The 14,108-nt window shown below is 73.3% G+C and carries 14 protein-coding genes and 1 pseudogene; 6 read left to right on the top strand and 9 right to left on the bottom strand.

Going from position 1 to position 14,108, the window contains the following annotated elements:
• Window positions 1-475 precede the first annotated feature (475 nt).
• Together ACQRUO_RS09380 and ACQRUO_RS09375 are read left to right on the top strand one after the other, a co-directional pair.
• Window positions 476-826, top strand: coding sequence for a hypothetical protein (locus ACQRUO_RS09380; protein ID WP_428315295.1), 351 nt, complete (start codon window positions 476-478; stop codon window positions 824-826).
• A 569-nt stretch (window positions 827-1,395) separates the two neighbouring features.
• Window positions 1,396-1,515 (top strand): annotated as a pseudogene (locus tag ACQRUO_RS09375) (family 1 glycosylhydrolase); the annotation flags it as partial.
• Window positions 1,516-1,577: 62 nt separating this feature from the next.
• Here the strand turns inward: ACQRUO_RS09375 and ACQRUO_RS09370 are convergent.
• Complete coding sequence (locus ACQRUO_RS09370) at window positions 1,578-3,053, bottom strand: DHA2 family efflux MFS transporter permease subunit (protein WP_428315294.1); 1,476 nt, start codon at window positions 3,051-3,053, stop codon at window positions 1,578-1,580.
• A gap of 308 nt (window positions 3,054-3,361) precedes the next feature.
• Between ACQRUO_RS09370 and ACQRUO_RS09365 the strand changes: the two genes are divergently transcribed.
• On the top strand, window positions 3,362-3,709 hold the full coding sequence (locus ACQRUO_RS09365) for a YciI family protein (protein WP_428315293.1): 348 nt from the start codon (window positions 3,362-3,364) through the stop codon (window positions 3,707-3,709).
• Window positions 3,706-5,148, top strand: coding sequence for an RNA polymerase sigma factor (locus tag ACQRUO_RS09360; protein ID WP_428315292.1), 1,443 nt, complete (start codon window positions 3,706-3,708; stop codon window positions 5,146-5,148). Before ACQRUO_RS09365 ends, ACQRUO_RS09360 begins: the two co-directional genes overlap by 4 nt.
• On the opposite strand, the gene ACQRUO_RS09355 is transcribed toward ACQRUO_RS09360, so the two are convergent.
• The 3 genes from ACQRUO_RS09355 to ACQRUO_RS09345 all read right to left on the bottom strand — a co-directional run bounded on the left by ACQRUO_RS09355 (window position 5,072) and on the right by ACQRUO_RS09345 (window position 6,614).
• Window positions 5,072-5,521 (bottom strand): SRPBCC family protein, encoded by a 450-nt coding sequence (locus ACQRUO_RS09355; RefSeq protein ID WP_428315291.1) that lies wholly within the window; start codon window positions 5,519-5,521, stop codon window positions 5,072-5,074. The genes ACQRUO_RS09360 and ACQRUO_RS09355 overlap by 77 nt on opposite strands.
• A gap of 35 nt (window positions 5,522-5,556) precedes the next feature.
• Complete coding sequence (locus ACQRUO_RS09350; RefSeq protein ID WP_428315290.1) at window positions 5,557-6,105, bottom strand: TIGR03086 family metal-binding protein; 549 nt, start codon at window positions 6,103-6,105, stop codon at window positions 5,557-5,559.
• Between the two features lie 86 nt (window positions 6,106-6,191).
• Window positions 6,192-6,614: an SRPBCC family protein gene (locus ACQRUO_RS09345; protein WP_428315289.1), complete on the bottom strand. Its 423-nt coding sequence runs from the start codon at window positions 6,612-6,614 to the stop codon at window positions 6,192-6,194.
• An 87-nt stretch (window positions 6,615-6,701) separates the two neighbouring features.
• Between ACQRUO_RS09345 and ACQRUO_RS09340 the strand changes: the two genes are divergently transcribed.
• Entirely contained in the window at window positions 6,702-7,097 is a 396-nt protein-coding gene (locus ACQRUO_RS09340) for an ArsR/SmtB family transcription factor (RefSeq protein WP_428315288.1), read from the top strand.
• Window positions 7,094-7,543, top strand: a complete 450-nt coding sequence (locus ACQRUO_RS09335) for an SRPBCC family protein (protein WP_428315287.1) — start codon at window positions 7,094-7,096, stop codon at window positions 7,541-7,543. Before ACQRUO_RS09340 ends, ACQRUO_RS09335 begins: the two co-directional genes overlap by 4 nt.
• A 148-nt stretch (window positions 7,544-7,691) precedes the next feature.
• Here ACQRUO_RS09335 and ACQRUO_RS09330 read toward each other — a convergent pair whose 3' ends face one another.
• From ACQRUO_RS09330 to ACQRUO_RS09310, 5 genes are all read right to left on the bottom strand, one after another.
• The gene (locus tag ACQRUO_RS09330) at window positions 7,692-10,655 is read right to left on the bottom strand and encodes a non-ribosomal peptide synthetase (protein ID WP_428315286.1); all 2,964 of its coding nucleotides are present in this window, start codon (window positions 10,653-10,655) and stop codon (window positions 7,692-7,694) included.
• Window positions 10,656-10,772: 117 nt separating this feature from the next.
• Window positions 10,773-11,597 (bottom strand): mycofactocin-coupled SDR family oxidoreductase, encoded by an 825-nt coding sequence (locus ACQRUO_RS09325; protein WP_428315298.1) that lies wholly within the window; start codon window positions 11,595-11,597, stop codon window positions 10,773-10,775.
• A gap of 2 nt (window positions 11,598-11,599) precedes the next feature.
• Window positions 11,600-12,355 (bottom strand): thioesterase II family protein, encoded by a 756-nt coding sequence (locus ACQRUO_RS09320; protein ID WP_428315285.1) that lies wholly within the window; start codon window positions 12,353-12,355, stop codon window positions 11,600-11,602.
• Between the two features lie 137 nt (window positions 12,356-12,492).
• Window positions 12,493-13,785, bottom strand: a complete 1,293-nt coding sequence (locus tag ACQRUO_RS09315; RefSeq protein ID WP_428315284.1) for an ATP-grasp domain-containing protein — start codon at window positions 13,783-13,785, stop codon at window positions 12,493-12,495.
• Entirely contained in the window at window positions 13,782-14,072 is a 291-nt protein-coding gene (locus ACQRUO_RS09310; protein ID WP_428315283.1) for an acyl carrier protein, read from the bottom strand. The genes ACQRUO_RS09315 and ACQRUO_RS09310 overlap by 4 nt, the downstream gene beginning before the upstream one ends.
• Between the last annotated feature and the right edge of the window lie 36 nt (window positions 14,073-14,108).

Raw genomic sequence — 14,108 nt, 5'->3', positions numbered from 1 at the left:
CTCATGTAGTCCGGCCAACCCGTTTGACCAGCGACGAGCATCAACCTCGGATATGTCCCCACCCATGAACAGCCCAACGAGCGAACCCGACAACCGTCACGGTAAGCACCGTTGCAGTACTAGCGCTCGGGGTCGACCGGGTCCTGGGAACCAGTGTTCTTGATCGGTTCGCGCTGGAACAGGGTGCCATAACATTCAAGGACCAATCCGTCTTCGGTGACATAATCCCCCGAGGGACGGCGAGCGACGACGCCCTGATCAAAATGATCGACCGAGCCGTGCAAAGCGGTGGAAAGATCAGCTTCAATCTGGAAGGGATGCAGGACCTGCCAGGTGTCCTTGCCGGCAAGAACTACGGTGAGGGCTGGACCTCGATCGAACTAAGGTATGTATGTGGTAACCCTGCGGCACGGGCAGTCACTACGTTCTACAACGGCACTGGTGCCGCACCATGTTGAGCCCCGGAGGTTGGCCGATGACCGTGGAGATCTCTCCTGCGAACGAGCCGTCCAGCGGCCCTATGGTCCTAGTGAACCTCCCACACGGTGACGGTCAGGCTCTGGCAGAGTTGACCGCCCGCGAGGAACGGCCCGGCGGGTTCGAATGGCTCCAGGTCTCGATGACGCTCTGGTATCAGCACGTGCTTCCCAGCGAGCCCTATACGGAATCGATCCAACCAGGCTCGATCACCACCTGGGTCCCCGTCGACGCAGTCACGTTCCTTGAGACGTGCGACTACTCGAAGGTCAAGCGGCTGCGCGCTGGAGAGGGTCGCCCGCCAGGCGCCCCGCGGTACCCGATGCCGTGGGACGAGCCTACGCCGTAGTGAGTCAGGTGCGGGCTGGCTGCAACCAGGGGTCAGCCCGCACCTACCCTGCTCACTGATAGCCCGCGGCCCACGAACGCCTTCGTGGTTGGGGGCAGTGGATCTACCGCATCCAGGTTTGCTACTACTTCCACGTCCACTACGAGGTCCACGACCAGACATTCACTGTCACCGTCTTCCACCTCGGCCGGGCCTGACCACTCGGCAGCCTGACGACGAAGCCGGTGGAGGCGCAGTGTGTGTCTCCACCGGCTTTCGTCACGCTGTGACACGGGACCGCGGCGGAGCCGGCTGCGGCTGACGGGTGCCTGCAGGGAATAGTAGATGTCGCGGAAAATAACTATTGGACTGGCCCCTTGCTCGGCTGTCGGCGGACCAATTCTTCCGGAAGGGCGAGGGGTGTTTTGGCGTGGCTGGAAGGGAGGCCGGAAATCGTGTACAGGTCAGCCGCGGCGGGCCCATCGTTCGCTGCGGAGCGCGCTGCGGTGTCGGCCTCCCAGGGGGTCAGCACCGCAGCGGGGCGAGACCATTCGGTGCCGTGCTGGTCGCAGGTCGAGGAAGTGGTCGCCGATATGCAACGCTTCGGCCTGGTGCACGTCGACTTCGCGACGCAGCGGCGGACGCCGAAGGCGTCGGACGGGTGGTACCGGGACCTGATCGCGGCGCACCGGGAATCGCACGCTGGTTGAGGTGCGGGCGGTGACGGGAAGCGGCCGCGGGGAACGGGTCCGCGCGGTCGCCACCCCGGGTCTCAGGGCTCGGCGCGATGGGACGGAGGCTCGACGGCCGGGACGAGGGCAGCGGGTCGCCGATCGGCCGGGGCCGATGGGGGTGCCGCGAGGCGCTTGCGGGGCGGGATCGCGGAGGCGACCAGGACGCCGACGGCGGTGAGGCCCACGCCGACCCAGAGGGCCGAGGTGAACCCGGCGACGAAGACGGTCGGCGAGGCGTAGGCGCCGGGGCGGGCGAAGACGGAGGCGAGCACGGCGACCCCCAGGACACCGCCGAGTTCGCGCATCGCGCTGTTGGTCCCGGCCGCCATGCCGACGTCCTCGCCGTCGACGGAGGCCACGACCTCGTTGGCGACGGTCGGAAAGACGAGCGAGGTCCCGATCCCGGCGATCGCCAGGGCGATGCCCATCTCGGCGAAGCCCAGTCCCGGCTTGGCGATCGCCGCGACCCAGGCGAGCCCGGCTCCCTGGAGTGCGAGTCCGAGGACCACGAACGGCCGGTTCCCGTAGCGGTCGGCCAGCCGCCCGGCGAGGGGCGCGACGACCATCGGCGCCGCGGTCCACGCCAGGAGCCGCAGCCCGGCCTGCAGGGGTGTGAGGCCCTGCGCGGACTGGAAGAACTGGGCCATCAGGAACAGCGCCCCGAACAGCCCGGCGTAGAGGAAGAAGCTCGCGCCGTTCGCCGCGGCGAAACCACGGCGGCGGAACATCGCGAGGGGGAGCATCGGCGTCGGCGCCCGCCGCTCCCACCACAGGAACAGTCCGACCACGGCGGCCCCCGCCACCAGGGACCCCAGCACCTCGACACTGCCCCAACCCACCGTGTTGGCCCGGACCAGGCCCCAGGTCAGGCCGAAGAATCCGGCGCCCGCCAACAGGAGGCCGCGCACGTCGAGGCGGGGATGCGGACCGAAGCTCTCGCGCAGCTTGCGCGCGGCGAGCGGGATCAGCGCCAGGCCGATCGGAACGTTCAGCCAGAAGATCCAGTGCCAGCTGAGACCCTGGACCACCGCGCCGCCGACCACCGGTCCGGCGGCCACCGCCAGGCCGGCGATGCCGCCCCACAGGCCGATCGCCATGCCGCGCTTCCCGGCGGGGAAGGCCTCGCTGATCAGGGTGAGCGTCAGCGGCATCACCAGGGCGGCCCCCGCTCCCTGGACCGCCCGGGCGGCGATCAGCGCGCCCACGGTCGGGGAGAGCGCGGCGGCCGCCGAGGCGGTGGTGAACACGGCCAGGCCGACGCAGTACATGCGGCGCCGGCCGAAGCGGTCACCCAGGGCCGCGCCGGTGAGCAGCGAGCACGCGAAGCAGAGGTTGTAGGCGTTGACCGTCCATTCCAGGTCGGCCAGGCTGCCGTGCAGCGAGGTCCGGAGGACGGGTAGGGCGGTGGTGACCACCAGGGTGTCCAGGGCGGTCATGAAGACGCCCAGGGACGCGAGCACCAGGGTCCAGGTCTGCAGGGCAGGCCGTGCCACGGAGGTCGGAACGGCGGCCATGGTGATGACACCTCCTCGTGAGGAGTCGAGCGGTGTGGTGAGTCGAGCGGTGTGGTGAGTCGAGCGGTGTGATGGGTCGAGTGGCGTGATGGTCGAGCGGTGTGGTGAGTCGAACGGTGTTCCTCGGTTCGGGTTCCTCACTGGTGGGACGAACGGGGGCGGGCCCGATGGACAGCGATTGCCCGCCGAGGCCGCCCGGGCAGACGATGGAGAGGTCGCCCGAGCCCGCCTGTCCGGCTGGGCCCGCCTGTCCATCCGCGCCCGTCCCGTTCGTCCCACCAGTGACCGACCGGAAGAAGGAGGACGACATGCGGTACCTGTTGATGATCTGTACCGACGAGAACGCGATCGGCGCGCTGGCCCCCGAGGAGGGCGCGGCGATGCTGTCCGAGTACCGGGCCTTCGGCGAGGAGATGGGCCGTCGGGGCGTGCTGCTCGGGGGCGAGCGGCTGCGGCCGACCACCGACGCCACGACCGTGCGGCTGCGCGGGGGCGAACTGCTGGTGGCCGACGGCCCGTTCGCCGAGACGAAGGAACAGGTCGGCGGCTACTACCTGGTCGACTGCCGCGACCTCGACGAGGCCGTCGAGGTCGCGTCCAGGATCCCGGGGGCGCGCCACGGGACGATCGAGGTGAGACCGATCTGGGAGCGGTGACCCAGGAAGCACAGGACGCCGTCGTCCGGGCGTTCCGGTCCGAATGGAGCCGGATCGTCGCCGTCCTGATCCGCTGGACCGGAGACTGGGACCTCGCCGAGGAGTGCGCCCAGGAGGCGTTCGAGCGGGCCCTGGACCGGTGGTCCCGCGACGGCGTCCCCACCACCCCGGGTGCGTGGCTGATCACCACCGCCCGCAACCGGGCGGTCGACCGGCTGCGCCGGGTCCGCACCGAGGCCGCCAAGCTCCAGGAACTCGCGATGATCACGCCAGAACCCGAGCCGCCGCCGACCGACGGCAGCGGCATCACCGACGACCGGCTGCGGCTGATCTTCACCTGCTGCCACCCGGCCCTACCGCTGGACGCCCGGGTCGCGCTCACCCTGCGCACCCTGACCGGCCTCACCACGGTGGAGATCGCCCGCGCCTTCCTGGTCTCCGACCAGACGATGGCCAAGCGCCTGGTGCGGGCCAAGGCCAAGATCCGCAACGCGCACATCCCCTACCGGGTGCCGCCCGGTCACCTGCTGCCGGAACGCACCGCCGGCGTACTCGCGGTGCTCTACCTGCTGTTCAACGAGGGCTACAGCGCGACCGAGGGGACGGAGCTGATCCGGACCGACCTGTCCGGCGAGGCGATCCGGTTGGCGCGCCTGCTGGTCCGGCTGATGCCCGACGAACCCGAGGCCGGCGGGCTGCTGGCCCTCATGCTCCTGCACGATGCCCGCCGCGGCGGCCGGTTGGACGCCGCCGGGGAGCTCGTCCCGCTGGAGGAGCAGGACCGCTCGACGTGGGACGCCGACACCATCGCCGAGGGCTGCGCCGTGCTCGAGGCCGCAGCGCGCCGGGGCCGGCAGGGTTTCTACCAGCTCCAGGCGGCCATCGCCGCCTGCCATGCGACGGCACGCACGGCGGGCGCCACCGACTGGGCCCGGATCGCCCGGCTGTACGGTGCGCTCGCCCGGCTGACCCCCTCGCCGGTGATCGAGCTGAACCTGGCCGTGGCCAGGGCCATGGCCGAGGGCCCGGAAGTCGGGCTGGCACTGCTCGCCCGGCTCGAGGAGGGCTCGGCGCTCGTCGGCTACCACCTGTTGCCCGCCACCCGCGCCGACCTGCTCCGGCGCCTGGGCCGCCGGCGGGAGGCGGCCGCGGCCTACCGCGAGGCGCTGGAGTTGGCGGGCAGCGACGCGGAGCGCCGGTACCTGCGCCGTCGGCTGGGGGAGACGGGTGCCGAGCAGGCGACCACCGGGCCGGGGGGGTCGGCGGACCTGAGGGCGCTCCCGTTGATGCGCCGAGTGCTCATCAGGGCGCGCAGCGGAGCCGCCGCTCGAGTCAGGGCGCGGAGCGGAGCCGCCGCTCGAGTCAGGGCGCGGAGCGGAGCCGCCGCTCGAGGTCGCGCAGGTCCTTGCCGATGGACGAGCGGACCTTGCGCGCCATGAGCGGCGCGGCCAGCCGGTAGTGGCCTCCGGCGTCGCCCCGCACCCGGATGCGGGCGAGGGTGCCGCCGGGGTGCGGGGTGAAGCTGTAGGTGACGTGCATGGGCATCGGGCCGGCGACCGAGACCATGTCCAGCAGCCGCAGCGGCTCGTGCTCCGCCACGCGCAGCACGTAGTCGATGCGCTTGCCGAGGAAGAACGCGGTGCGGGTGACCTCCGCGCCGACACCGAATCCGCCCCGGTCGGCCTCGCGGGTCAGCCGGGCTTCGCGGATGCCCTGGGTCCACTCGGAGTCGTGGCGCCAGTCCATCGCATAGCCGGCCACCTCGTCGGGCGGCAGCGGGATCACCCGTTCGGCGGTCTCGTCGATCGTCATGGTGCGGGTTCGGCCTTTCCGTGATCGTGGCGCGCTCAGCGGTCCCAGCCAGGATTGCGCCCACTGGCTGCCAGCGCTCGGTGGAAGGGGCCGGCCCCGTCCGGCACGGCGACCGGCCGACCGTAGCCGCCGTTGGCGCGGGCGGTCCCGGCGAGCTGCTGCACGACGGAGAGCACCGCCTTCGCCGCCTCCTCCCCGGCGCCGAACGGCTGCCCGGTGGCCCGGGCGAGGTCCCAGCCGTGCAGGGCGAGCTCCTGGAGGGTGACGGCGGCGGCGAAGTCGGCCGGCATCTCGCCGGGGCCGAACTCGGTGGTGCCCTGGTAGGCGGCCGGCTCCGCCCAGGCCGCGGCGGCCCTTCTGGCGGCCTCGGCCACCTCGGCCGGGGTGGCCGGGCCGGCGGCGGCGTCGGACTGCGGCTGCTTGCGCGCCGCGCGCTCGGACGAGGCCAGCACCTGGCCGACGTGGCCGAGCAGTTCGGCGACGGTGAACTGCTCGCAGGGGGTGCGGTGGCCGAGCTGGTCGGCGCGGATCGCCGCGGCGGTGTCGGTGAAGGCGGTGGCGAATTCCTGGATGGCGGTTTGCATGACGGGTCTGCTCTCCGTGGGTGGGGTGCGGTGGCTAGGGGCGCGGTGGCTCGGGTCGCGCTGGGACAGGTCGCGGTGGGACAGGGTCAGGGGGTGAAGAACGGCGCCGGTTCGCCGGTCTCCGCATAGCGCTTGAGCTGGGCGAACTTGGTGGCCCAGCCGTAGGTGAAGTTGCGGTAGTCGTCGTCCACGGCCGGGAAGCCGCTGTGCGTGAAGCGGAGGATGACGCCACCCGCCGGCGCGGTCAGCAGCTCGTAGGTCTGCTCGGTGCCGGTCCAGGGGCCGTTCTCGCCGGTCAGGACCAGCCGCTTGCCGGGCTCCGCCTCGGCGACGCGAAGCCGCCAGGGCTCGGGCACCCCCGGGAACGGCAGCTCGTGCCGGGCGCCCACGCCCACGCCCGCGGTGGCGACGCTGGTGAACCAGCCCTGGATGCCCTCGGTGGTGGAGATCGCCGCGTACACGGTGTCCGCGTCGGCCTCGATGTGCAGCTGCATCGCGATGTCGGTCATGCCGGCAGCTCCTCTCTGGTTACTTTAGTCGAGACTAAAACGACGATCCCGGCGAACGCAAGTTCAAGCCGTGACTAAAATGACGGCATGGAAGCGGTGCAAGCGATCGCCGAGCCCCGACGGCGCGAGATCCTGCGGCTGGTCTGGGACGACGAGATGTCGGCCGGCGAGATCGCCGAGCGGTTCGACGTCACCTTCGGCGCGGTCTCCCAGCACCTCAAGGTGCTCCGGGACACCGGCCTGGTTACCCTGCGGCAGGAGGGCCGCAAGCGCTTCTACCGGGCCGACCGCACCGCGCTGGGGCCGCTCGCCGACTACCTGCAGACCATGTGGGCCGGCCGGCTGGACACCCTCGCCGAGCTCGCCGAGCAGGCAGAACGGGCCGAGCGGGCAGAACGGGCAGAACGGGCCGATCAGGCAGAGCGCGCCGAACGGGCAGAGCAGGCCGAACGGCCCGCGCAACAGGAGGAACCGACCGCATGAACGGCGAACTGGTGACCCTCGAACGGCGGATCGCCGCCCGCCCCGAGACGGTGTTCTCGTTCTTCACCGACCGCGACCGTTGGCTGTCCTGGATGGGCCGGGACGGCGAGTTCGCCTTCCGGCCGGACGGCCCCTACCGGACCAACGTGACCGGCGACAACCACGCCGCCGGCCGGTTCCTGGAGTTCGACCCGCCTAATCGTGTGGTCTTCACCTGGGGCTGGGAGACCGGCGACATGCCGGTGCCGCCCGGCTCCAGCACCGTGGAGATCACCTTGCGGCCCGACGGCGACGGCACCCTGCTCCGCCTGGTCCACCACGGGCTCCCGACCGTTGCCCGGGAACCGCACGCCCAGGGCTGGGGGCACTACCTCGACCGGCTCACCGCCCGCGCCGAAGGCCGCGACCCCGGGCCCGACCGCTGGATGGAGAACGCGCCGGCGTGAAACACCCGCTCTCCTGATCGTAGGGATCGGCGGCGAAGTCCGCGGAGAGGACGCTGAAGCCGGGATCGATCTCGGGCATGGCCGAGGATCCCGCAGAGTGCGCCGGCACGGCACGGCACGGCACGGCGACCGGCGGACCCCGCGGGGGTCACCCGCCGCGGACGGGGGACCAGGTGCGGGCGAGGCGGTTGGCGGTCGGGTTCAGGTAGAGGTCGCGCTGCGGGACCGAGGCGAGCCCGCGTTCCCGGAGGGCCGCTGCGACCTTCACGGCGTACAGCGAGTTGCCGCCCAGCTCGAAGAAGTTGTCGTCCGGGCCGACCGGGACGCCGAGCACGCTCTGCCAGACCTCGATCAGGATGGCCGCGGGGTCGGCGGTGGGTGCCCGGTCCGGCTCGGCCGCCGGCGGTGCTCCCACCGAAGACTCCGTGGTCCCGGCGAGCGTCGGCGACGGTGCGGGGAGCCGCGTCCGGTCGAGCTTGCCGTTCGCGGTGAGCGGCAGGGCGGCCAGTGCGGTCACGGTGGTGGGCAGCATGTGGTCGGGCAGGACCTTGGCGGCCCGCCGCCGCACCGCCGCCGGGTCCCCGTCGACCAGCACCACGTACGCGTCGAGCCGCACCTCGGCCGCGTCCCCGCCCGCCGCGCCGCCGAGCACCACGGCCGCCGAGCCGACCGCCGGGTCGTCCAGCAGGACGTGCCGGATCTCGTCGAGCTCGATCCTGAACCCCCGCACCTTGACCTGGCTGTCCAGCCGGCCCAGGTGCTCCAGCCGGCCGTCCGGCCGCAGCCGGCCGCGGTCGCCGCTGCGGTACATCCGGCCGCCGGTGAAGGGGTCCGGCACGAAGCGCTCGGCGGTCAGTCCGGGCCGGTTCAGGTACCCCAGGGCCACGCCCTCGCCGCCGACGTGGATCTCGCCGGGCGCACCGCAGGGGACCGGGCGGCCGCGCTCGTCCAGGACGTACAGGTACCAGCCGGGCAGCGGGCGGCCCACCGAGCGGGAGCCGGTCATCACCTCCCGCCGACGGACGGTCTGGGCGGTGACGTGGACGGTCGTCTCGGTGATCCCGAACATGTTCACCAGGCGGCAGCGGGACTCGGGGTACCGGTCCAGCCAGTCGGCCAGGCCGCGCGGGTCGAGCGGTTCACCGCCGAAGACCACCAGCCGGACGGCCAACCGATCCGCGCACCGCCGCTCGGCCGCCAGGAGCTGGGCGAACGCGGCCGGGGTCTGGTTCAGCACGGTGACCCGCTCGGTCGCCAGCAGTTCGCGGAACTCCTCCGGCGACCGGGAGGTCCAGTACGGCACCACGACGAGCCGGCCGCCGGTGAGCAGCGGGCCCCAGATCTCCCAGACCGAGAAGTCGAACGCGCTGGAGTGGAAGAGCGTCCAGGTGTCCTCGGGGCCGAGCCGGAAGTCCTCCCTGGTCGCGGCGAGCAGGGCGACGACGTTGCGGTGCGGGACGGCGACGCCCTTGGGGCGACCGGTGGAACCGGAGGTGTAGATGACGTAGGCGGCGGCCCCGGGACCGCGGAGCGCGGCCGGTGGGTGGACCCCGGGGCCGCCGGCCGACGCCGGGTCCCCGTTCGACGCCGGGTCCCCGCTCGAGGCCAGGTCACCGGGCCGGACCGTACGCGCCGGCGCCGTGGTCGGGAAGTCGGCGCGGGTCGTGACGACCAGCCGCAGCCCGGCGTCGTCCGCGGTGTGGGCCAGCCGGTCGGTCGGGTAGGCCGGGTCCATCGGTACGTAGGTGCCGTCGGCCTTGAGCACGGCGAGCATGGTGACCACCAGGTCCGGCGACCGCTCCAGGCAGATGCCCACCCGGTCGCCCGGCCGCAGGCCGTGGGCGCGCAGCCCGGCGGCGATCCGCTCGGCCCGCCGGTCCAGCTCGGTGTAGGTCAGCACCTCGTCCCCGTGGGTGAGGGCGACCGCGTCGGGGCGCTCGCGCACGCGCGCCGCGAACACCGCCTCGATCCGGTCGGGCTTCGGGTGCGGCACCTCGGCGGGCCGACCGAGCGCCAGCACCTGCGCCCGCTCGGCCGCGTCCAGCAGCTCGACGTCGGCCGGTACCGCCGCGGGGTCGGCCGCACCCAGTTGCCGGTAGGCGCGCGCCAGGTGCCCGGCGAACCGTCGGGCGGACTCCTCGTCGACCTCGCGGAGCCGGTGGTGCAGTTCCACCGCGAGGGCACCGTCCGGGCCGTGGACCGGCACGACGGTGAGCGGGAACGGAGCACGCTGGAACGGCAGGTGGGTCCCGCAGCGGTCCGACTCGTCCGCGGGCAGCGGGAGCCGGGCGATGATCCCGGCCGGCGGGCGGTCGTCCTCGTCGTGGGCCGCCGCGCCGCGGAGTTGCCGTCCGGCCTCGGCCACCAGCGCCGCCGTGCCGGTGCTGCCCGAGAGGTCGACGGTCAGCTGCCGGACCGAGTCGAAGGCGCCGAGGGCGTGCGCCGGCCGCTCCGGCGCCTCGATCAGGGCGCCTACTGCGGGCGTCGGCCGGCCCTCGTACCGTCCCAGGACGAGCCCCACGGCCACCGCCAGCACGGCGAGCGGGTCGGCCGGTCCGCCGGCCAGCGGCACCGTGACCACGCCTGTCCGGTCACCCGCCGCGGCGTCGCCGGTTGCCCACTCCATGCGCCGGCCGGGCTCGCTGCCGGCGGGCACGGGGTCGGCCGGCAGCTGACCGGGACGCGCTGCGGCCTGCGGCCGGAAGTGGTCGTGGGGTGCCCGGCCGAGGAGCACCTCGGCGATGTTCCGCAGTGACGTCGCGTCCAGCACGCCCCGGTGCGCCGCCAGCACCAGGTCGGCACCGCCGTCCGCGTAGCGCAGCAGCACCGCCCGCAGCAGCGGGCCGTCGTCGTCGCCCGGCGTGCGGTGCAACTCGGCGTGCAGCCGGCGCTGCGCCACCGGGGAGGCGGCCGCGGCGGGGACCTCCTCGGACCAGAGCCGTGGCAGCCGGTCGGGGAAGTCGGCCCCCCACCAGAACCGGGCGGCGTCCGCCAGGGTGGTGGCGAGGCGGTCGGCGGCGGCGCCCGCGGGCAGGGCGACCCGCCACGCGTGGGTGTGGGCGGACCGGACGGCGTCGGCCGGCAGCAGGGGGGAACGCGACAGAGCGAGCACGGCGGCATCTCCGGGGCACGAGCGGAGCAGGAGCGGGGCACGAGCGGGGCAGGAGCGGGGCACGAGCGGAGCAGGAAGGCGCGGACGGTACGGGGTGGGGCCGGCGGAGCGGGCCGTTCAGCGGGTGGTGAAGCCGCCGTCGACGGTCAGCACGCTGCCGGTGACGTGCCGGGACTCGTCGGAGGCCAGCCACAGGGCCGCCGAGGCGACGTCCTCCGGCTCGATCAGCGCGTTCATCGGCTGGGCCTGGAGGAAGGTCTCCTCGTGCTCGTCGACCGGCACCTCCAGGGACCGGGCGATCTCCGACAGCATCCGGCCCTCGGCCTGCGAGTCGTCCCGGACCGAGCCGGGACAGAGCGCGTTGACCCGGACCCGGAGCGGGGCGTAGTCCAGCGCGGCGGCCTTGGTCAGGCCGACCAGGCCGTGCTTGGCGGCGACGTAGCCGGCGAAGTGGCGGTATCCCACCAGGCCCGCGGTGGAGGCGATGTTGACGATGCTGCCGGAGCGCTGCCGGCTCATCCGGCCGCCGACGGCCCGGATGGTGCGCCAGGCCCCGGAGAGGTCCACGTCGATCATCAGCTGCCACTCGGACTCGTCGATCTCGTGCGCCGCCTTGCCCGAAGGGGCCGCGATGCCGGCGTTGTTGACCAGGACGTCGATCCGCCCGAACCGTTCGACGGCGGCGCCGACCGCCGCTTCGACCTGCCGCAGCTCCCGCACGTCGGCCTGCCGCACCAGCACGGCGACCCCGTGGTCCCGGCAGAGCTCCGCCGTGTGGTCGAGCTGGCTGGCCGAGCCCAGCGGGTAGGGGACGCCGGGCAGGTCGCCGGCCACGTCGAGCAGCAGCAGATCGGCGCCCTCCTGGGCGAAGCGGAGCGCGCAGGCCCGGCCCAGGCCGCGGGCCGCCCCGGTGATCACCGCCGCCTTGCCGGCCAGCCGCACGGTCACCGCCCCGCCGCCGGGCCGGTCGCCGGGCCCGGCGCCTCGCCGCCGAGCTCGTCGCGTTCCAGCGTGTCGCGGATCAGCGCGAGCAGGTCGGCCGCGCCCTCGGCCAGGTACATGTGGCCGCCCGCCAGTTCGGCGGTGGCGAACCGCGCGCTGGTCGCCGCGGCCCACTGCGCACACTGCGCCGCGTCCACCAACGCGTCGTCGGCCCCGCGCAGCGCGGTGATCGGGACGGGCAACGGCTTGTCGGAGGCGGGCCGGTAGCCCTCGTGCATCTCGACGTCGGCGCGCAGCAGCGGTAGCAGCAACTCCCGCATCTCGGGGTCCTCCAGCGCCGGGTGGGTGTACCCGGAGAACCGGCGGACCCGGGCGACGAAGGCCTCGTCGTCCAGCCCGGTCGCCCGGTCCGCCCGCGGGGACCACGGCCCGGGCGAGCCGCTGACGAACAGCCGGACCGGCACCTGCCCGTCGCTCCCGGCCAGCCGGTGGGCCAACTCGTACGCCAGCACCGCGCCCAGGCTGTGACCGAACAGCGCCACCGGGCCGCCCGCCCCGAGCCGCTGGAGCAGCCAGGCGTGCACCTCGTCGACGGCCCGGGCCACCTCCGTGTGCGGGGTGTCGGCGAACCGCTCCTCCCGGCCGGGCAGTTGCACCGGCACGAGCTGCAGGCCCGGCGGCGCGATCGGCAGCCACTGTTTGAAGAACGAGGCGCCGGAGCCGGCGAACGGCAGGCAGATGAGCTGGGTCGGTTGCATGGGAGGTGACTCTCCGTTCGGCTGGTTCGAGTACGGGCGGCGGCGCGGCACCCCGGCGCCCTGGCGGCGCGCGGTCGGGGGCGTTCCGGGAGTCGGCGGCCCGGACGGGCCCTAGGGCGTGATCCTAAAGACACGCCCTAGTCGGTCAGCGGTGTGATCGGGTGGGTCAGCAGGTCGCCGGAGGTGAGCCGGGTGGTGCGCCCGTCGGCGAAGGTGAACTCGTAGGCCAGCAGCTTGCCGACCTGCCGCACGGTCTCGAACATCTCCTCGTAGCTGTCCACGACGCCGCTGACCGTGTCCAGGTGGCGGGTCGCCACGCTCGGTCCGCGGGACTCGCCCGCCTCCACCATCGGGCGGTAGGAGGTCACCCCGGGCAGTTCCCGGACCGCCTCGATGCCCAGCACGTCCTTCAGCGTGAACGCCTGGACCGGTCCCGAGGGCCGCCACTGGAAGTGCACCCGGTCCGGCTCCGGCGGCGGCGTCCACCGGGTCCGGCCGAGCGCCAGTTCCGCCGACAGCTCGACGAAGTCGAAGCCGAAGACCGCCCGGCAGGTGTCGTTGACGTAGCCGCCCATCCGGCCGTTGACCTCGATCAGCCGCGGCCCGTCGGCGGTCAGCTTGACCTCGGTGTGGGTGATGCCGATGACCACCCCGAGCGCCCCGAGCGCGCGGGAGACCAGGTCCGTGACGGCGTCGGCCTCGATGCCGTTGAGCACGGCCGGCAGGATTCCGCCGGTCTCCCGGAAGGGCGGCAGCAGCGGGAACTTCCCGGTGATCGGCAGGTGCCGGTACCCGTCGGCGGTGCAGACGGTCTCCACCGCCACGTAGTCGCCGAACGGCCCGCACGGCCGCCCGACGAGGTACTCCTCCAGGACGAAGACCGGCCGGTCGGCCCCCTCGGCCGTGCCGAGGAACCGCGTGACCAACTGCCGCCCCTGCTCCGGGTCGGTGATCAGGTGGGTGTCCCGGCTGCCCCGGCCGCGGGCCGGCTTGAGCACGGCCGGCAGGCCCACGGCCGCGACCACGGCCGGCCAGTCGGCCGGGTCGTGGATCACCCCGGTGCGCAGCTGCTCCACGCCGGCCTCGCGCAGCCGCTGCCGCTGCCGGGACTTGTCCCTGAGCAGCTGGACGGTGTCCATGCTGTGGAAGGCGAGCCCGAGGCGCTCGGCGAGCCGCGCGGTGAGTTCGAGCATCTCGTCGCTGTAGGTCACGATGGCGTCGACGCCCAGCTCGGCGAGCTGTCCGACCACCGCCTCGAAGCCCTGCTCCAGCCGGACGACGTCGCCGAGTTCCGCCAGCAGCGGGAGCAGCGGCCCGGTGTGCTCCGAGGCGCTGCCGACGAACACCGGGTCACCGACCGGACCCAGGCCCAGCATGATCTCCGCCGCGTTGACGGCGCCGTAGTCGTAGACCACCGCGATCCGGGTCACGGCTGCGCCCCCTCGGTGGCACCGACCAACTCGCACACCGCCGCGGTGAAGTCGCCCAGCACCGGGTGGTCGAAGAGCAGCCGCATCGGGAAGGTGACGGGCCACCGGCTGCGCAGCCGGGTGATCACCCGCATGGCGGCGAGCGAGGTGCCGCCGATGTCGAAGAAGTGGATCTCGGGGCGGTCCGGCGTCGCCTTCAGCACCTCCGCCCAGATCCCGGTCACGGTGGCGTCGACGGCCTCGCGGGTGGGGGGTGTTCCGGCGTCGGCGGATGCTGCGTCGGTCATGGGTCGGTCCTTCCTGGTGTCCGTGGGTGGGGTGGA

This window comes from Kitasatospora sp. LaBMicrA B282 (assembly GCF_050325825.1).
GTDB lineage: Bacteria > Actinomycetota > Actinomycetes > Streptomycetales > Streptomycetaceae > Kitasatospora.
The sequence above is the reverse complement of the archived record's forward strand: the minus strand, read 5'-3'. Positions and strand labels throughout refer to the sequence as shown.